The organism is Luteimonas deserti (assembly GCF_013425765.1).
In the GTDB taxonomy this organism is placed as follows: Bacteria; Pseudomonadota; Gammaproteobacteria; order Xanthomonadales; family Xanthomonadaceae; genus Luteimonas; species Luteimonas deserti.
Genome location: NZ_JACCJZ010000016.1, coordinates 185,058 through 203,155, shown reverse-complemented (window position 1 = coordinate 203,155; position 18,098 = coordinate 185,058). Strand labels below are relative to the sequence as shown.

Sequence of the window (18,098 nt, the reverse complement as noted above, 5' to 3'; positions counted from 1 at the left end):
TGCGAGTAACGGGGTCAGGTTCACTTATCGCGCTTGTCGCGGGCTAGCGAATCGACGCCCCATGACCTACGTGAATCAGGCCCTACACTCGGACCGGAACACGCCATGCCGGCGTTGACTTGGGGAAACGGATGACCAGTGAACTTGGGGCGGGAATTGCTGCGTTGGGTCTGGTGTGGATGTTGTTCGTCGGGCTGCTCGCGATTCTGTGGATTCTTGTGCCGTTCGCGATCTTCGGTATCAAGCCATTGTTGCGTGAGCTGGTCCGCGAGCAGAAGGCGACGCAGGCACTACTCACGACGATTTCCCAGCAGGTTTATCCGATCGCGGTCGAGGTGACAAAGCCGCGCGCTTCGCAGATCGATACTGCGCCGCACGTGTGATCATCGCGACACAGGCACTCGATATGGAAATCCAGGCGCAAGCTTTGAGCTTCACGGCATTGGAAGCTCGCCTCCGCGACATGCCCGGCGGACCGGCGTCGATCCTGAAAACACCGAGTTGGATTCGCTGGTTAAATGTTGCCGGCACTGTCGCGGTCGGCGTTGGTTTGCTGCCCTTCCTGCTGGTGCAATTTTTGACGCCGCAAATGTGGATGGTGCACATGGCGCAGGTCGGTGTCGGAAGTGCGTGGCTGCTCTACGGACCCGGAATGGCGCGGGGTGTTTACGTCATGGCGCTGGAGTTCTGGCGTTGGCGCGTCAAACTGGTCGAGCAGAGCGATCACGATCTCGCGCAGTTCCAGGCGTTGCGTGCTTGGCTGTTGACCTTCCCGCTTGAAGCTCTCGAAGAGCATCGCAACTTCGCACGACGGGCGCACGGTCGGCTTGGCTCGAAACTCGTTCTGCTAACGGGTGGTATCGAGCGGGTTGGCATCCTACCGGTGCTGGTCGCCGGATTCTTCCTGCTGCGCGAAGTCGATGGTCTCGGCATCGAATCGCTTGCCAACGTCCCTCTCTGGCAGGCCGTACTTGCCCCGTTCCTCGTCATCACTTGGTTTATTTGCGTCATGGCGATGCGGAGGCGGCTGGCACACGAGCTCTACGATTGGGTGCTGACGGATGCGCTGGAGCACGGTGCCAAGGCGCCGGCATCAACGAGGGTTGCCGAATGCTGCGAATGCCGAGTCATCAAGAGTAGTGATCCGACTAGTGAGCCTTGACGATGCCGCGCAGTCTCCAGTCTGTCCTTGAGCAATCAATGCTGTTCCACGAAGCGGTGCATCCGCTCTGGGATGTTGAGCCGCTGTCGAATCGAAGGTCGCTCGCCGCAACCGGGTTCTGCCTGATCGTGCGTCAGCACGCGACAAGCCAGATGATCCTGGCCGCTCAGGAGCTTGATGTAACGGCAGCAACGTTGGTCAGGCCCACGTTCGAGGCATTGTTGCGCGCTGTCTGGTGCACGGATGGCGCAGACGACGAGTGGCTCGAAGGCTTTTTGTCGACCACTCCGGAAGCACTGACCTCGGATGCCGAGACCAGAATGGGCCTGTCGGTCGATCGCATGATGCTGGCAATTCAAGGCAGGCATCCTGCTTGGCTGCTCGAAACCTTGAACGAGTTGAAAGCCAGAAGTTGGCGCGCGATGCACTCGTATGTCCACGGAGGCATTCGGCCGTTTGTGCAGGCGCTGTCTCCCATGCCGGAGCACGAGTTAGCTGGGGTCGTCGTCAATGCGAACGGAATGCTGCTTCTGGCTACGCAGATTGTCCGTCTGTCCGCTGGCGTCGCATCACCGATGCTGCCGACGCTGCACAGCGAACATAGTCGCTGCCTACCCTTACGAAGGAACAACTAACGGCGCCAGATTCGGCTATCGGAGTGCGAGTCGAAAGCGGCCTCAGAAAAGAGAACGGTGGTTCACCCCCGCGGTGCAGCGCTGACCGTTGGCTGAAACGACAGAAGTGATCGGATCGCGATCCGAGCTTCCTTGAGAATGCCGGACGCCGACCCGCCCGCTAAACTGCGCGCCTCGCTTCCGCATTCGACAAGGAATCCGCCATGCCCTTCACCACCACCCCGTCCGGCCTGCAGTACGAAGACACCGTCGTCGGCACCGGCGCCGAGGCCACGCGATAACGGGTCAGGTTCACTTATTTTGGTTGTTTGAACTGAGAGGCGAGACGAGGCCATGGAACAGGCATCCCTGACATTTGCGTTGCTGGACGCCCAGGTCGAGACCATGCCCGAGGGGTAGATGACGGGGTCAGGTGCACTTACCGTCGTCGAAGTTGACAGCTTGGAATACAAGGAAGATTCTGAGAAAACAGGGGTCAGGGCGCAGTTTTCTTAGTCAAGCAGGGACGTTGCATGGCATTCTCATTCTTCAAGAAATTCCACACGAGTTTGTCTGGCAAAGCCGCCGACAAGGTGACTCCGTTCGTCGAGCTGAAGTCGAGGCTGTTCGACATCGGCGGCGTGCTCGTGCACCGCGGTTGAGGTGCCAGGCTTGTCGCGGGATCGAATCGCTCGCCGACGTGCCGCTCTGGCAGGGCGTCTTGGCGCCGTTCCTCGTGATCACGTGGTGGATCGGCGTCATGGCCGTCCGCATGCGGCTGACGCATGAGCTGTACGCGACGGTGCTCACGGATGCGCTGGAGCATCAAGGCTGACATGTGGGATCCGACGTCGAGGGGATGGAGGTACAGCGAATGGCGAGTTCCGGTTTCAGAATCTCTGTCTTCATTGTGGCCGCGGTGCTGGCGTCGTGGGCCTATCTGCACGGCCGGGACGCTCGAGAGGCGCAGCCGATCGCTGAGGGCGCCCCTGTTGCGCAGGCCCCGGACGCCCTCGGTGATGTTGAATCCAGTCCCCTTTGGAGCCTGCGCAATGGGACTGGCGCCGGTGAGACAAATGCGACCCTCGCGCCTTTCTCGCGCGTCCCCGCATCGCGGTTCGGGATGCCGCTTGCCACCGACCCTTTCGAGGCCGAGTCGATCGAAGAGCAACGGTGGTTGGACCGGAACGGGTTTCCGAACGAGGCGCAGTTGCGGGAGTATTCGACCGCGAGCGACGGGCTATTGAGGGTTGCGGCGGAGCGCGGTGACCGTCTTGCGCGCGTGGAGCTCGACGGTCGCTTGCTGATGCAGGGCGATCACGAAGCGGTCGACAGGTTGTTGGCGTCGGCGGAACAGGGGTCGCTGTACGCGCTCACTAAGCTCGCCAGCTACGCGGCGGTGTCTCCCGATGGAAGCCCCGCGCTCGCCTATTCGATCAGTCGAGTCCAGGAGATCAGGGGCGATACGCGCATAGCGCTGGCCAGGAATCTTTTGATGGCAAGGCCCCTGGAGCCCATGGAAGAAGCGGAAGCGGAGCTGGATGCATTGCGAATGGCGAGAGATCTCGAAGCGCGTTTCAAAGGCGGAAATTTCAGAGACCCACGACCATGGCCTCCCCTGAAAGGTGCGCCTCGTTGACGTTTCTCGCCCATCGGCGAATGAGGCCGGGACGGCTACAGCAGATCGGGGACCTCGTCCCGTTGCGCGGCGCCAGCCCCGACCGGCCCGCTAAACTGCGCGCCCCGTTCCGCATTCGACCAGGAGCCCGTCATGGCCTACACCACCACCCCGTCCGGCCTGCAGTACGAAGACACCGTTGTCGGCACCGGCGCCGAGGCCAAGCCCGGCCGCAACGTGACCGTGCACTACACCGGCTGGCTGTTCGAGGACGGCGTGCAGGGCGCGAAGTTCGATTCCAGCAAGGACCGCGACGAGCCCTTCATCTTTCCGCTGGGCGGCGGCATGGTCATCAAGGGCTGGGACGAGGGCGTGCAGGGCATGAAGGAAGGCGGCCAGCGCACGCTGATCATCCCCGCCGCGCTCGGCTACGGCGCACGCGGCGCCGGTGGCGTGATTCCGCCGAATGCGACGCTGAAGTTCGACGTCGAGCTGCTGGGCGCCTGATTCCGTCGCGTACGCTCGCGGCCCATGCGGTGCCGGGTCACTTGCGATCACGACGTCCGGTTCAATCCAGGCGCATCGCATCAAGCGCATCGAAGTGCCGCCGTTGGTGGGTGACGCGCCGGGCGACGCCGAGGCAAGGCACTGCATCGCGACACGCAACGACAATCAGGCGCGCGCAAGCGCAGCGGCCTCGCGCGGCGTCATCCGTGCAGGTCGACCGGTTCGAAGACCGGCGCCATCCGCGGGCGGTCGATGGGGCGCTGGCGGTGCCAGCATCACCGCCATGCGCCATCGCGGCTGGTGAGCGTGCCGGCTTGCCGCGTCCAGCGTGGGCTACCGGTGAAGGGGGCCCGATTCCTTTCCGCGCCCCGCCCGCGAAGCGAAAGCGGACTCAAGTTTCCGGCCACGCGGCCGCTGCTGTCAGACTGTCACCGTCGGATCGGGCGGTCGCTACGATGCCAGTGCTGAAGTCCAGATGCGCGCGTCACGAGGCACTTCGCCCGTGCCTCCAGTGGCGGCTGCGCGCGCTCCGGCAGCCCATCCTGATCCTTGTTCCGACTGCAAACACCCGATGATCGCCACCCTTCTCGTCGGCATGTTGTGTGTCTACCTGCTGAGTTTCGCGGTGATGTTCCTGCTCATCGGCAGGCGCCTGGGTGCCGGGAAGATGGGGATGGACGCATTCGCCGTGGGCAACCTCGCCCTCGGGATCGCGTACGTGCTGCAGCTGCTGGAAGGTCCGGCGGGGTGGAGCTGGATGGGCGTGGTCAATCACTCGCTCACGCTCTGCGCCTTGCTGGCCTACAGCGTTGGCGGCTTGCGCTTCTTCGGTCGCCAGGCGCCGCTGCTCTGGCCGCTGGCCGCGCTCGCGCTGGGTTACGCGCTCGTGCAGATCACGGTGGAGTGGGCCTTGGGTCCGGTGGCGCGCTACGTGGTGCTCGCAGCGATGTGTGCGCTGTGTTTCGCCGGCATGGTGGTCGTGCTGCTGGCGGGGCTGCGCACGTTCGCCCGTGATCTGCGTGGCGAGGTGCTGCTGTTTGCAACGCTGATCAGCGGCATCTGTGTGTTGAACGTGCTCAAGCTGGTCAAGTTGCTGGCCGGTGGTCTTCCTGCGCTGGGTATGGATGACCAGTTCCAGGTGGTCTTCTACGTCTACATGTGCTCGCTGGCGACGGTCATCCCGCCGTTCATCGTCTGGGTGGTGCTGCGTCGCCTGACCGACAAGCTCCGCGACATGGCCGCGCGTGATCCGCTGACGCAGTTGCTCAACCGCCGCGGGCTGACCGAGGCGCTGGATGCGCGCCTGCGGCGTCCCAACGCAGGCGCGCGCCTGTTGCTGATCGATGTCGACCATTTCAAGCATGTCAATGACAGGTACGGTCACCACGCCGGGGATGCCGTGCTGTGTGCCATTGTCGATGTGCTGCGCGGGGCCGTAGGCACGGACGATCTGCTGTGCCGGATGGGCGGCGAGGAGTTCGCTGCTGTCTGTCCGGGCGCCGACGCAGCCACCGCATTGCGCCTGGCCGAGCATATCCGCATCGCAGTGGCATCGACCGTCCTGCTGCAGGTGGCGGGCGAGGCGGTGCGCTGCACCGTCACCGTGGGCATCTCGAGGTGTTTCGATGACGACGCGTCACTGGTCGGGGCGATGCAGGATGCCGACGCGGCGCTTTATCGCGGCAAGAATGCAGGGCGCAACCGAGTGGAATGGGGCGACGCGACCGCGCGGGTTCCCGCTGGAGGGGAGGGGGCTCTCGGCGCGCAGAGCGCCGTGGAATGCTAGGGAATGTCTGAATCACTGCAGTCCTCGCAAGCGGGGATCCGGCGACTTCAGGTCTCTGACAACAAGAACGCTGGATGACCCCCCATACGGCGGTTGAAGGCCTCGCCCTAGCGGGAGCGGCGGCCAAGAGCGGAACCGTCCAGGCTTCCCTCACGGCGGATGCAGGCCTCTGCGCGTGACCGCGTCTGCCCCGGCCCCCTTGGCGATGACCGTCCAATGCACGTCCCGCCCCACGGGCGTGTCGTAGACAATGGCGGTCCCGTCGCCTGCCCGCTGGATGCCGATGCCACACGCCCGACTGCCGTCCGTTCCGAGCGTCCTTCCGCGTCGGCGGCTGATCTTTCCGCTCTGGCTGTGCATCGCCGCCACCACGCTGCTGGTGCTGTTCCACACCTACAGCAGCCTGCCGTTCCTGGCGGCGCACTGGTACTACCCGGCCACGATGGTGGTCGGTGCGTTCGTCGCCGGCGCCACGCCGGAGGGCGGGGGCGCTGTGGCATTCCCGGTGCTCAACATCTTCCTGAGCGTGGACCGCGTGCTGGCGCGCGATTTCAGCCTGATGGTGCAGTCCATCGGCATGACCAGCGCCAGCCTGCTGATCCTGTCGCGCAAGGAATCGCGCCTGGCCGATTTCCGGCCGCTGCTGTGGTGGGTGCCGGTGGCCTTTCTCGGCTTCATCCTCGGCATGGCGACGCTGCAGGGCGTGCGCGTGCCGGTGATCCAGGCGCTGTTCCTGAGCCTGATCGCCGCGTTCGCACTGGTCTATCTGCGCAGCCCGCATCGCGGCTACGCCGAGGCGGTGGCGGGGGCGAAGCCACGCGACCATGCGATCACGATCGTCGTGCTGCTGCTGGGTGGCCTGTGCGCCAGCCTGTTCGGCACCGGGGCCGACATCCTGCTGTACACCCTGCTGGTCACACGCTTCGCATTGAAGGAGAAGCGCGCGACCGAGATCAGCATCATGCTGATGGCGAGTCTGAGCGTGCTCGGTTACGCCTGGCGCGGACTCGTGCAGGGCGAACTCACCGCGTTCCAGGTGCAGACCTGGTTGTGCGCAGCGCCGGTGGTGCTGGTCATGGCGCCGCTGGGCAGTGCGGTGCTGCGCCGCGTCTCCCACGAATGGATGCTGCGCGGCATCGTCGTGCTCAACCTTGGACAGCTCGCGTATTTCAATCTGGTGCGGCCTACGTGGGAAAAGACGTTGTGGTCGGTCGGCTTCACCGTCGTGTTGCTGGTGCTGTTTACGCGGGTGATGGGCATGGTGGGCGCGCATCGCCGTCGGCGAGCGGCGCTACCGACGGCGTGATCTCCAGCAAGAGGCCGGACGGAGTGCAGTCCACTGCGTCCTGATGCGCCCGTTGCGCCCAGGGGCAGGTCTGGCGAACCGGAGCGATGGAGCGTTCGCGTCACGCGATGCCGCCCTGCTCGAGCGGGCGATTCCTGGGAGTTCCGTGTTGGCGACTGGCCGGCTTCCGGTTCTCGAATCGCCTCGATACATCGATTCGCGCCGCAGGCTAGGCGATCCACAGGCATCGGACGATGGACGGATGTTGGACATCCTGCGGCGATCCGACTCGATCCTGCGCGGCCGCCATCACCGGAGTCGACGACCGTGACTGTTCGCAGGGCCGATTGCGCGATGGACCGGGCTCGCACCGCGCCGATACACGCCCGGAAAAATGACGCAGTGGCGCGTCGACCGCGGTTGGATTCGTGTACCGAGGGCATCCTCATCGAGGACGTGTGCCGCGTCATCCGCGACGACGTCATGCGCGCCAGCGACGTGCAGTTGCCGTATCGCCTGCCAACGAACCGGACCGGGCGCCGCCCGGCAGGTCATCGCCCGGATCGTCATGCGGCGTTGGCAATGATGAATGACATCATGAATCGTGCGGTTTCAGGATGCTCTGTCACGCGACGTGCGCGCGGTGCCCGACACACTCGCCGGCACATCCACCCCGCTGGAGCACCAACATGACGTCCAAGATCACGCGCATTCCCCTCGCCATCGCCCTGTCGTCCGCGCTGGCGCTCGCCGTCGGCTGCTCGGGTGACCGCGCTGCCACCGACGAACGCGCCACCATGCCGGCGAACGATCCCGCGACCCAGACCGCACCGGCCGTAGGGACGGCGGATACCACCGCGACCGGTACGACTGCCGGCACGATGGACGATTCGCGTATGGGCATGGATGGCGACGGCCGCGATTCCAACCAGCCGGTCGACGACACCTGGATCACCACCAAGGTGAAGTCCTCGCTGCTCGCCGATTCCGATGTCTCGGGCCTCGACATCCAAGTCGAAACCGTCAATGGCGTCGTGACCCTGACCGGCCAGGTCGATCAGCAGATGCAGATCGACGAGGCCACCCGCATCGCACGCGAGATCGAAGGCGTGACCGATGTGCAGACCGCCGGCCTCACCATGGGCCGCGCCGCGAACTGAGTCAGGCTGCGATCGCCGGCCCCGATGCCGGCATCGCGCACTCGACCAATGCCGCGGACCTTCGGGTTCGCGGCATTTTTTGCGTCTCGGCGACGCGTCCGGCGATGACGCGCTGCAGCAATTTCCTGTCTCGCTGAACGGGCAAGCGTCGTGCGGTCGCCACCGGACCGCGACGAAAGGCGGGCATCGCGCTGCTTCCAGGTACGCCGCGGCACCCTGCGGCCTCGCCGGACAGCCTGGGTTCGCCCCGCATTCCGGCGGGTGTTATAACGTAGCGATCACCAAAACCGGGGCGATCCGACGTCCACATGCGGCCCGTGGCCGCTCCGCCGACGGACCTGTCGCGCGTCGTCGCACAGGCGGCGTCCCCCGTTCGAAACCTTTTATCCGCCGTGTTGTTCCGGAGTCCATCGATGCTCGTTCGTTCCTGCCTTCTCGCCACCGCCGTTGCCGCCGCGCTGTTTGCCGCCGGCAATCCGGCCACCGCCCAGTCCACCAACGCCGCCGTCGCGCAGTCCGCCAACCCGTTCATGGGCACCTGGACCACACCCGAGGGCGTGCCGCCCTACGACCGCATCCGTCCGGAGCATTACGAGCCGGCGTTCGACGCGGCGATCGCCGAAGCGCGCGAGGAGACCCAGCGCATCGCGAATTCGAAGACGGCGCCGACCTTCGCCAACACCATCGAAGCGATGGAGCGTTCGGGGCGCCAGCTGCGTCGCGTGTCGAGCACGTTCTTCAACGTGGCATCGGCCGATGCCACGCCCGAAATCCAGGCGATCCAGAAGAACATCACGCCCAAGCTGACCCGTCTGTCGAACGAGCGGATGCTCGACCAGAACCTGTTCGCGCGCGTGGACACCCTGTTCAAGCAGCGCGCGACGCTCGGCCTCACGCCCGAGCAGGACCGCCTGCTCGAGCGCACGCACGACAGCTTCGTGCGTGCCGGCGCCGCGCTCTCGCCCGAGGCGCGCGCCCGCGTCGCGTCGATCAACGAGGAAATGGCGAATCTGGCCGTCGAATTCGGCCAGAAGCTGCTGGCCGACCAGAAGGCCAGCGACGTGTGGCTGACGGCCGCGGAAGTCGAAGGCCTTCCGGCGGACCAGGCCACGGCGTTCGCCTCGGCCGCCACGGCCGCCGGCAAGGACGGCGCGTATCTGGTGCCGGCCACCCGCTCGGCCGCCGAGCCCTTCCTGACGTCGGCGCCCAACCGCGGCGCGCGCGAGAAGGTGTGGCGCGCCTTCACCTACCGCGGCGACAACGACAACGCCAACGACACCAACGCGATCATCGCGCGCCTGGTCGCGCTGCGCATGGAGCGGGCCACGCTGATGGGCGCCGACAGCCATGCCGCCTTCGTGCTGGGCGATGCGATGGCCAAGACGCCCGATGCGGCGATGGATCTGCTGATGTCGGTCTACCGGCCCGCACTGACCCGCGCCCAGGAAGAGCTGGCCGACATCCGTGCGCTCGCCGCCAAGGACGGCGTCGACACGGTGCAGCCCTGGGACTGGCGGTACTACGCCGAGCAGGTGCGCAAGGCGCGCTTCGACCTCGACGACGCCGCGGTGAAGCAGTACATGCCGCTCGACGGCATGGTCGACGCGCTGTTCGAGACCACGCAGAAGCTCTTCGGCATCACCGCGCACGAGCGCAACGACATTCCGGTCTATGCCGACGGCGTGCGCGTGTGGGAGATGCGCGAGGCCGACGGCAGCAAGATCGGCCTGTTCTACGCCGACTGGTTCGCGCGGCCGACCAAGCGTCCCGGCGCGTGGATGAACAGCCTGCGCACGCCCAACACCCTGCTCGGCGATACGCCGATCGTGGTCAACAACCAGAACCTGCCGCGCCCGGCCGACGGACAGCGCGCGCTGATCTCGGTCAACGAGGCCGAGACCCTGTTCCACGAGTTCGGCCATGCGCTGCACGGCATGCTGTCGAAGGCGCGTTATCCGAGCCTGTCGGGCACCGCGGTCTCGCGTGACTTCGTCGAGTTCCCGGCCCAGGTCTACGAGCACTGGATCACCCAGCCCGAGATCCTGCGCCAGCACGCGCGCAACGAGCGCGGCGAGCGGATGCCCGAGGAAATGCTGCAGGCCCTGCTCAAGGCGCAGACCTTCAACCAGGGCTTCCTGACCGTGCAGCAGCTGTCGTCGGCGATCCTGGACCTGCGTCTGCACTCGCTGTCGGAACTGCCCGAAGGCTTCAATGCGCGGAGCTGGGAGCAGCAGCAGCTGGCCGAGCTCGGTGTTCCGGAGGAGATCGGCATGCGCCATCGCCTCGCGCATTTCTCGCACATCTTCGATGGCGGGTATTCGGCCAGCTACTACGCCTACACCTGGGCGGAAGTGATGGATGCCGACGGCTTCGACGCGTTCAAGGAAGCCGGCGACGTCTACGACCCGGTGCTCGCCGGCAAGCTGCGCCGCGAGGTGCTCGAGCGTGGCAATACGCGCGATCCGGCCGAAAGCTACACCGCGTTCCGCGGTCGCATGCCGACAGCCGATGCGCTGCTGCGCAATCGCGGCCTGAAGTAGGACGGTCCACGGGGTGGCGGTCCGCCGGTCGGATCGCCACCCTCGGTCGCCGCCGCCGGCCGCGTCGGGCGACCCGCCCGCTTCACGGCTCGGACCACGGACACAGGCCGCCGCCTGCCGCGAGTACGTCGATACGGCGATCGCGCAGCGCATCGATGCCGAAAATGAGTGCGGGTGTCGATTCGAAGCCCAGGGTCGGGAACACCGGCAGCGCGCTGATGCGTACCTCGGAGGCCGGCAGCATCCGGCCGTCGACGCGCAATGCCGGAAGCCTGTAGAGCCAGGTCTCGACCGACTCCTTCGCGATACCGCGCGTGCCGGCCTCACGGCGGCGCGGACGGGCGTCGTCGTCCGCCAGGCCGAGGGCCTACGCGGCCGACGGGTCGAGGACGCTCTGGGCGGCCCGGTATCGACGACCGCGACCGCGCGCGTGTGCCGGCCGTCGGCCTCGAGATCTGCGGTGACGAAGGTGAAACGCTGCGGCCCCGGCGCACGATCGGGCAGGGCGCTGGACAGGCAGCCCTCGCGCCGCAGGCGTCCGGGCGGCGCCAGGCGCAGCGTACCGTCGGGCAGATCGAACGCGGCGTCGAAACGTCCCATCAGGTCGTTGCCGAGGATGCCGTCGATCGGCGGTGCCGCGGCGTCGGCGATATGCGGCAGGTGCCGCGATGCGCTGTCCAATCTGATTCGACAACGCGGTGCGCGATGCCGGTGCTGCCGAGGTGGGCGTCCATATCGACGCGGGCCGGGTGCGGATCGACGTGTCCGATCGCGGCCCGCGGATCGAGGCGGAAGCGCGCGATCGGCCGATGCAGCCGTTCCAGCGGCTGGAAGGCTCCCGCAGCCGGGAGACGGGCGGCGCAGTCTCGGCCTGGCCGTGGTGCGCTCGGTCGCCCAGCGCCACGGCGGCAGCCTGGAACTCGGCGATCGCGTCGGGGGCGTACCGGTGGCGTGCCTGGTACTTCCCATCGAAGGCGAACCGCCGCGCTGAAGCGCTCGGGCGTGGCAGGGCGCCGCGCCGGCGGCCCGCGGCAGGACCGCGTGTCCCGCATCCGGGCGCCTCGGGAACGCGATGCGCCGCCCGCGGGCACGGCCATCCATTCCCATATACTGCGGCCCTTGCCCGATGAAGCTGCTGCCATGGAACCGATCGCTCTAGAGGACCTCGCTCTGCTCGAGGTGCTGCAGCAGATCAGTCACGGCACCGACGCACCTTCGCTGGATCCCGAGGTCAAGAAGCGTCTCGTCGCCAGTGCGCTGGTCGAGGACGACGACGGCCGGGTCGTGCTGACGCGCGCCGGCATCGCGTTGTGCAAGTCGCTGCAGCACCGGGTGGTGGCCGACAAGCTGGCCGAGCGCATCATCGAAGCGCGCGAGGGCGCCGCGCCGTCATAAGGTGCCGGGGCGCTGGGAACCGTGGCGCATGTCGCTGGGCGTTGCATGCGCCCGGCTGGCCGGTCCGGACCGGTCGCAGGGGTCGATGGTCAGGCGTGATCGGCACCGCGCCGTGCGCCGCAGCCGCCCGCCCGCGGGACGCGCGCGGCCGGTCAGCGTGACCAGGCTGCTCAGGCCGGCCGGTCCACCAGCAGTACGAACCTGCCCAGCTGCGATTCGAGCCGGACCGCGAGGCTGCGGTCGGTGGCGGCAGCGATGCGGGCGGCCGGCACCGAGGTGTCCGGTGGCAGCGCGCGGTAGTGGGCATCGTCGTCGGACAAGGCATCGCGCACGACATAGCCCATCAGCACGTTGACCATCTCGCCGAGCGCATCCAGCGCCAGGGCGTCGTCGCACCTGGCGTCCGGAATGGTCAGCAGGGCGCAGGCCAGGGCACGCGCAGCGGCGATGTCGCAGGCGAGGCCGATGCCGAAGGGCCGATCGCCCTCGACCCGGACATGGGCCACGCAGGACGCGTCCGCGAGGTCCTGGGCGCCGAGCACGGCTGCCGCCTGGCACTGGCTGCCGAGCATGCGCGGAAACAACCGGGCGCACAGGGCGATGGCATTGTCGGCGAGGGCGCCGAGCGGATGCGCGCCGACCACGCTGTCGAGCGCGTCGCGCGCCTGCACCTGGTCGGCACGATGCAACGCGACCTCCGCCTCCAGTTGCGCCGCATCGAGCGCGCCCTGGTCGACCAGCACCTGGCCGAGCATCCTGCGTCCGGCCTTCTGCGCTTCGAGCAGGCCGTCGAGCTGGGCCTGGTCGAGCACGCCCAGCTCCAGCGCGATGTCGCCGAACCGGCGGTCCTCCACGCGCTGGCGCTGATGGATGCGCCGCGCTTGCACGTCATCCAGCAGGCCCCGGCTCACGGCCAGTTCGCCCAGCAGGGGGTTGGAGGCGCGCTGCGCCTCGATCGCCGCCAGCAGCTGCGGTGCGGTGATCACGCCGCGTTCCAGCAGGAACTGGCCCAGGAATTTCGCTGCCATCGTGTGCCCTCTGCGCAATAGGTCGGACGGGTCGCCGTCAGGCGAGTGCCGCGTGGAGCACGCGTTCCATCGCCTCGGCGTCGATGGGCTTCTGCAGGTAGGAGCGTGCGCCCAGGCGCAGGCACGCCTCGATGTCGCTCTGGGCGCCGAGCGAGCTGAGGATCACCACGCGCGCGTGCGGATCGAGTTCGAGAATCCGGGCCAGCGCGCGGCGACCGTCGCACTCGGGCATCACCAGGTCCAGCAGCACCAGGTCCGGACGCAGGGCCTGGTACTGCTTCACGGCCTCCAGGCCGTTGCCGGCCTCGCCCACCACCTGGAACCCGGCTTCGTCCAGCTGCCCGGCGGCGAGCATGCGCAATGCGCGCGAGTCGTCGCACAGCAGCACGGTCGGTCGTGCGGTCATCGATGTCTCCTGTCGAGGTGCGGAGCGGTTGCCTGTTCGCGTTAGCGGCCCGGGCCTGAAGAACTTGAGGGGCGCGCCCACGGACGCGCGCGGCAATGGCCTACACGTAACCGGCGCCTCGTCCGGTCGGAGCCGGACCCCGCCCTCGCGTGTGTCGGGGCGGCCAGCGACGCCGCGGTCACGCACAGCTGCAGGAGATGGCGAGGCCGATGCGACGTCGCGTCGTCGCGTCGTCGCGCCCGGGCCGGCCGGTGTCGTTGCAGTCGTTGCGTTGTTCGGACTCGTGTTTTCGGCGATGGCGTGCGGTGTCGAGGCGCGTGCGGGTGCGGCGCAGGGGTGCGGACGATGCGCTGGCGGGTTGCGCCACCAGCGCCACGTCGCAGGTTCTGCGTCGATGCGATGCCGGTTTCCGCGATGTGCCGGCACCGGCGATGATGGACGCACGTGGAGCCGGCTCCGCGTGCGTCCACCGCGAGAGGGTTCCGCTTGAGCAAGCCACGTTCCGCATGATCACCGTCCTGTCCACCGTGCTCGGCGGGATCGGCTTGTTCCTGCTCGGCATGGTCCTCATGACCGACGGGTTGAAGACGCTGGCCGGCGATGCGCTGCGCCGGGTGCTGGCGCGCTTCACCGGCAATCGCCTGAGCGCGGTGGCCGCAGGCGCCGGCATCACCGCCCTGGTGCAGTCGTCGAGCGCGACGACGCTGGCCACCATCGGCTTCGTGTCGGCCGGGCTGCTCAGCTTCACCGGGGCCATCGGCGTGATCATCGGCGCCAATCTGGGCACCACCAGCACGGGGTGGCTGGTGTCGCTGCTCGGGCTGAAATTCTCGATCGCCGCCGCCGCGCTGCCGCTGGTCGGGGTCGGCGCGCTGCTGCGTCTGGTGGGCCGCGGACGGGCCACGCACGTGGGCCTGGTGCTCGCGGGCTTCGGCCTGATCTTCGTCGGCATCGACACGCTGCAGCAGGGCATGGCCGGCATCGCCGGCCGGGTCGACCTGGCGTTCGCGCCGGGCGCCGGGCTGTGGCCGCGGCTGTGGCTGGTGCTCGTGGGCGCGGCGATGACCGTGGTGATGCAGTCCTCGAGTGCGGCGATGGCGACCACGCTGACCGCACTGGCGGGCGGGGCGATCGGGCTGGACCAGGCGGCCGCACTGGTGATCGGTCAGAACATCGGCACGACGGTGACCGCCGGTCTGGCGGCGATTGGCGCGTCGGTGCCGGCGCGGCGGACAGCACTGGTGCATGCGCTGTTCAATATCGGGGCGGGCGCGATGGCCTTCGTGATCCTGCCGTGGTTCGTCGATCTGATGGAATGGGTGATGGCCGCCGACGGCAGTGGCGCCGACCAGGCACTGGCGATCGCCGCGTTCCACACCGCGTTCAATCTGCTCGGCGCACTGGTGTTCGTGCCCCTGGTCCCGCAGCTGGCGCGTCTGGCGCAACGCATCCTTCCCGACCGCCATTCACCGCTCACACGCCACCTCGACCCCGGGCTGCGCGAGGTGCCGGCCATGGCAGTGGCGGCCGCGGGCGAAACCCTGCGCGGCGTGCTGGCGGTCGCGATCCGGACCGTACGCCCGATCCTGCTGGCGCCGGGTGCGCCGCCGACCACACGCCTCCAGCCGCTGGAAGCGGCGGTGGAGGCGGCCGCCCGGCAGATCGAACATCTCAACGCCACCGACCCGGCGACCTTGGCCCGCCTGGCCGCGGCCTATCACCTGCTCGATCACGTGCGCCAGTTCGTCCGCGAGATCGCCAACCCCGGTGCCCGTGGTGCGCTGGACGGGCTGCCGGCGCTGCGTGCGCACGCGCTGGTGCTCGCGGCGGACCTCGACGTGGACGGCGCGCGTCCTGCGCCGGCGTCGGCGGACGGCGAATTTGTACCGATGCCGGACAGCCGCGGCGACAGCCTGCGCGCGCAGATCCTGGAGGCCTCCGCAGCGCGGGAGATCGGGGTGGACGAAGCGCTGTCCGCGCTGGATGTCCTGCGCTGGATGGAGCGCCTGCGCCATCACGCGTGTCGCGCGCAGCACTACCTCGCGCGGCTCGACAACGGCGTGTCGCTGGCCGCGCGCTGAGGCGCGACGCCCGGTCTGCCCGCAACGTCGTCGCGTGCCGGCACCGGCGCACACGATTCGGTCCCGGGTGCCCACGCTGCACGGCGCCAGCCGTGCACGGGCTGCGGCATGGCCGGCCGGACGGGTATCGTCGGCATCTCCATACGAGAGGCGAAACGCCGATGATGCAGATGCGCACCCGGGCGAGGGCGGGCCTGTTCGCGACGCTGCTCTGCGCCGCGCTGCCCGGCGTGACGCGCGCGGACGACGCGCCGCCCTATCCATGGCCGGGCGGCGCCCGCGCCGCGGTGAGCCTCGCTTACGACGACGCCCTGCCGTCCCATCTCGACACCGCGATTCCCGCGCTCGACCGTTACGGTCTGCACGGCAGTTTCTACCTCGTGCTGGCGGCGGACACCGTGCGCACGCGGCTCGAGGCGTGGCGCGCGGCAGCGCGCCGGGGCCATGAGCTCGGCAACCACAGCCTGTTCCATCCCTGCTCGGCCGCCGGCGAGGACCGCGGGTGGGTCGAACCCGGGCAGGATCTCGACACGATGTCGGTCGCGCGTGTCCAGGCCGAGGTCGCGCTGGGCAACACCCTGCTGCATGCGATCGACGGCAGCACCGAACATACCTTCACCGCGCCCTGCGGCGATCGGCGCGCGGCGGACGGTGACTATGTGACCGGTCTCGAAAGCCGGTTCCTGGGCATCAAGCTCGGGACCGGCGCGGTGGTGCCCGATATGCGCCGGCTCGATCGCATGGCGGTGCCGGTCGCCGTGCCGGTGGGCAGCACCGGCGCCGAGCTCATCGCACTGGTCGAGGCGGCCGGGCGGCGCGGCACGATGGTGAACTTCACCTTCCACGGCATCGGTGGGGACCATCTGGCCGTGTCCAGAGAAGCCCACGACGCCCTGCTCGCGTATCTCGCCGCGCATCGCGCGACGTACTGGACGGCCACCTTCCGCGAGCAGATGCGCTGGGTGCGCGACCTGGAACCCGCCGGCGACTGAGCAAGCGCGGCTGGCCCTGCGGATGGACGTCACGGGGCCGGCGCGGAACGCGCCGAAGGGGCGGAGCACGCCGCGTCCGCTGCGGCGCAGGGCGCCCGGCACGGGCGTTGCCCCCGCCGTCCGCGCCATACTCGCCACTGCGTCCGCACGTCCTCGCCCGATACGGAGACCCCAGATGCTCAATCACGTCATGGTCGGCTGCAGCGACATCGAGCGCGCCCGGCGGTTCTACGACGCCGTGCTGGGCGTCCTCGGCGCCCCTGCGCCGCTGGAGAACCGTGCGCCGAGCAGCCATCGCCGCCTGTTCTACCGGCACGCCGGCAGCACCTTCTGCGTGAGCGAGCCGATCGACGATGCGCCGGCGACGCCCGGCAACGGCAGTACGGTCGGCTTCAAATGCGACTCGCCGGAACAGGTCCAGCGCTTTCACGATGTCGCGGTGGCCGCCGGCGGTGTCTCGATCGAGCAGCCGCCCGGCCTGCGCGAGGGACCGATGGGCGCCTTGCACCTGGCCTATGTGCGTGATCCGGACGGCAATAAGCTTTGTGCGATCCATCGTCCCGCATGAATCCTGTGCTTCCGACGGCGCCGCCCTGCGGCGGGGGCGGGTGCCACGCCGGGCACGGAGAGGGGCGCGTGCCGCTGCGCACGGCGGCCCGAGTGGCGCGACCCGAACGGAGCGACACCGCATGACCGCATCGCGCGCACGCCTGCAGTGGCGGGGTCTGATCTGTCTGCTCGGGTGGGCGTGCGCCTGCGCCGTGCTGGCGGCGGACATCCAGGCTCACCCGCAGGCCCTGGACGCCCTGGAGGTCGTGCCGTTGCCCGAGGGCGGCGACGTGCGTCCCGGTTGGCGGAGCGACGGGCCGCTGCCGCCCGCGCAGACCGTTGCGCTCGAACTCGGCGACGCGATCGAGGGCGGTACCTTGCTGCTGCACCCCGCGCGTCCGGGCGGCACATGGCGCGTGCAGGTGCAGTTCGAGACCAGCCTGAGCCTGGGCGCAGGCGGCCCGCATCTGGACCTGACCGAATGGAAGCACTGCGTCTCGGACTGGACGTCGGCCGAGGCCCTCGATGCGCACGCGTTCGTGCTGCCGGTCGCGAGCCCGGATGACCAGGCGTGCTTTCCCGAGTACACGCGCGACGAGCTCGAGGCGGCGGTGCGTGCACATCTGGCGGACGATCCCGAGAAGGTCGCCCGCTGGCTCGACGGGCTGGATGCGCCGCCGGAGCAGGCCGAGGTGGTTCCGGCCGTCGGGATCAGCGCGATCCGCGTCCGCGTGGAGATACTGCAGGCCGGGCGGTGGGTCGAGGTGACCCGGGTGACGTTCGAGCCACCCATGGGCTGTTGACCTCGGCGCGACGCGGAAGGGTGCGGGCGATCGGCGCTGGACGGCGCGCTGCCGCCGCGTGTGCCCGTCGCGCGCCGGGTGCGCTTCCACTGCTTTGACCGCCGCACGGCGACGCTCCGGTCCATGCGTGTGTCACGCCGCACAGGCCATGGGCACGTCGGACCTCTCGGTG

General features: G+C 68.4%; 20 protein-coding genes. 17 read left to right on the top strand and 3 right to left on the bottom strand.

Translation table 11 applies throughout. From position 1 onward, the window contains the following. Nucleotides 1–131: 131 nt before the first annotated feature. From H0E82_RS09295 to H0E82_RS09255, 11 genes are all read left to right on the top strand, one after another. Nucleotides 132–383: a hypothetical protein gene (locus H0E82_RS09295; protein ID WP_180543717.1), complete on the top strand. Its 252-nt coding sequence runs from the start codon at nucleotides 132–134 to the stop codon at nucleotides 381–383. Continuing rightward, a complete protein-coding gene (locus H0E82_RS09290; protein ID WP_180545167.1) occupies nucleotides 380–1,162 on the top strand; it encodes a hypothetical protein in 783 nt (260 codons plus the stop codon). The genes H0E82_RS09295 and H0E82_RS09290 overlap by 4 nt, the downstream gene beginning before the upstream one ends. 38 nt (nucleotides 1,163–1,200) lie before the next feature. Continuing rightward, nucleotides 1,201–1,797, top strand: coding sequence for a DUF6988 family protein (locus tag H0E82_RS09285; RefSeq protein ID WP_219338482.1), 597 nt, complete (start codon nucleotides 1,201–1,203; stop codon nucleotides 1,795–1,797). Nucleotides 1,798–2,309: 512 nt separating this feature from the next. Next, a complete protein-coding gene (locus H0E82_RS16960; protein WP_268889920.1) occupies nucleotides 2,310–2,438 on the top strand; it encodes a hypothetical protein in 129 nt (42 codons plus the stop codon). A gap of 38 nt (nucleotides 2,439–2,476) precedes the next feature. After that, nucleotides 2,477–2,611, top strand: coding sequence for a hypothetical protein (locus H0E82_RS16955; RefSeq protein ID WP_268889919.1), 135 nt, complete (start codon nucleotides 2,477–2,479; stop codon nucleotides 2,609–2,611). Between the two features lie 39 nt (nucleotides 2,612–2,650). Next, the gene (locus tag H0E82_RS09280) at nucleotides 2,651–3,415 is read left to right on the top strand and encodes a hypothetical protein (protein ID WP_180545165.1); all 765 of its coding nucleotides are present in this window, start codon (nucleotides 2,651–2,653) and stop codon (nucleotides 3,413–3,415) included. Between the two features lie 132 nt (nucleotides 3,416–3,547). After that, complete coding sequence (locus H0E82_RS09275) at nucleotides 3,548–3,901, top strand: FKBP-type peptidyl-prolyl cis-trans isomerase (protein WP_180545164.1); 354 nt, start codon at nucleotides 3,548–3,550, stop codon at nucleotides 3,899–3,901. 511 nt (nucleotides 3,902–4,412) lie between these two features. Further along, on the top strand, nucleotides 4,413–5,687 hold the full coding sequence (locus tag H0E82_RS09270; RefSeq protein ID WP_328796998.1) for a GGDEF domain-containing protein: 1,275 nt from the start codon (nucleotides 4,413–4,415) through the stop codon (nucleotides 5,685–5,687). A gap of 283 nt (nucleotides 5,688–5,970) precedes the next feature. After that, entirely contained in the window at nucleotides 5,971–6,993 is a 1,023-nt protein-coding gene (locus H0E82_RS09265) for a sulfite exporter TauE/SafE family protein (RefSeq protein WP_180545163.1), read from the top strand. Nucleotides 6,994–7,661: 668 nt separating this feature from the next. After that, nucleotides 7,662–8,132, top strand: a complete 471-nt coding sequence (locus tag H0E82_RS09260) for a BON domain-containing protein (RefSeq protein ID WP_235974250.1) — start codon at nucleotides 7,662–7,664, stop codon at nucleotides 8,130–8,132. Nucleotides 8,133–8,545: 413 nt separating this feature from the next. Then, on the top strand, nucleotides 8,546–10,672 hold the full coding sequence (locus H0E82_RS09255; protein ID WP_180545162.1) for a M3 family metallopeptidase: 2,127 nt from the start codon (nucleotides 8,546–8,548) through the stop codon (nucleotides 10,670–10,672). Between the two features lie 82 nt (nucleotides 10,673–10,754). On the opposite strand, the gene H0E82_RS09250 is transcribed toward H0E82_RS09255, so the two are convergent. After that, a complete protein-coding gene (locus H0E82_RS09250; protein WP_180545161.1) occupies nucleotides 10,755–10,916 on the bottom strand; it encodes a hypothetical protein in 162 nt (53 codons plus the stop codon). A 454-nt stretch (nucleotides 10,917–11,370) separates the two neighbouring features. On the opposite strand from H0E82_RS09250, the gene H0E82_RS17080 reads away from it, so the two are divergent. Both H0E82_RS17080 and H0E82_RS09245 read left to right on the top strand, forming a co-directional pair. After that, nucleotides 11,371–11,802 (top strand): hypothetical protein, encoded by a 432-nt coding sequence (locus H0E82_RS17080; protein WP_425600332.1) that lies wholly within the window; start codon nucleotides 11,371–11,373, stop codon nucleotides 11,800–11,802. Between the two features lie 10 nt (nucleotides 11,803–11,812). After that, nucleotides 11,813–12,067: a hypothetical protein gene (locus H0E82_RS09245; protein ID WP_180545160.1), complete on the top strand. Its 255-nt coding sequence runs from the start codon at nucleotides 11,813–11,815 to the stop codon at nucleotides 12,065–12,067. A 170-nt stretch (nucleotides 12,068–12,237) separates the two neighbouring features. Here the strand turns inward: H0E82_RS09245 and H0E82_RS09240 are convergent, their stop codons facing one another. Both H0E82_RS09240 and H0E82_RS09235 read right to left on the bottom strand, forming a co-directional pair. Next, complete coding sequence (locus tag H0E82_RS09240; protein ID WP_180545159.1) at nucleotides 12,238–13,095, bottom strand: cyclic di-GMP-binding domain-containing protein, MshE-related; 858 nt, start codon at nucleotides 13,093–13,095, stop codon at nucleotides 12,238–12,240. Between the two features lie 37 nt (nucleotides 13,096–13,132). Further along, the gene (locus H0E82_RS09235) at nucleotides 13,133–13,501 is read right to left on the bottom strand and encodes a response regulator (RefSeq protein WP_180545158.1); all 369 of its coding nucleotides are present in this window, start codon (nucleotides 13,499–13,501) and stop codon (nucleotides 13,133–13,135) included. Nucleotides 13,502–14,007: 506 nt separating this feature from the next. Between H0E82_RS09235 and H0E82_RS09230 the strand changes: the two genes are divergently transcribed. From H0E82_RS09230 to H0E82_RS09215, 4 genes are all read left to right on the top strand, one after another. Then, entirely contained in the window at nucleotides 14,008–15,582 is a 1,575-nt protein-coding gene (locus tag H0E82_RS09230; RefSeq protein ID WP_180545157.1) for a Na/Pi cotransporter family protein, read from the top strand. Between the two features lie 164 nt (nucleotides 15,583–15,746). After that, nucleotides 15,747–16,574 (top strand): polysaccharide deacetylase family protein, encoded by an 828-nt coding sequence (locus tag H0E82_RS09225; RefSeq protein ID WP_235974249.1) that lies wholly within the window; start codon nucleotides 15,747–15,749, stop codon nucleotides 16,572–16,574. Between the two features lie 175 nt (nucleotides 16,575–16,749). Beyond that, nucleotides 16,750–17,142: a VOC family protein gene (locus tag H0E82_RS09220; protein WP_180545156.1), complete on the top strand. Its 393-nt coding sequence runs from the start codon at nucleotides 16,750–16,752 to the stop codon at nucleotides 17,140–17,142. A 121-nt stretch (nucleotides 17,143–17,263) separates the two neighbouring features. Then, a complete protein-coding gene (locus tag H0E82_RS09215; protein ID WP_180545155.1) occupies nucleotides 17,264–17,926 on the top strand; it encodes a hypothetical protein in 663 nt (220 codons plus the stop codon). Nucleotides 17,927–18,098 lie beyond the last annotated feature (172 nt).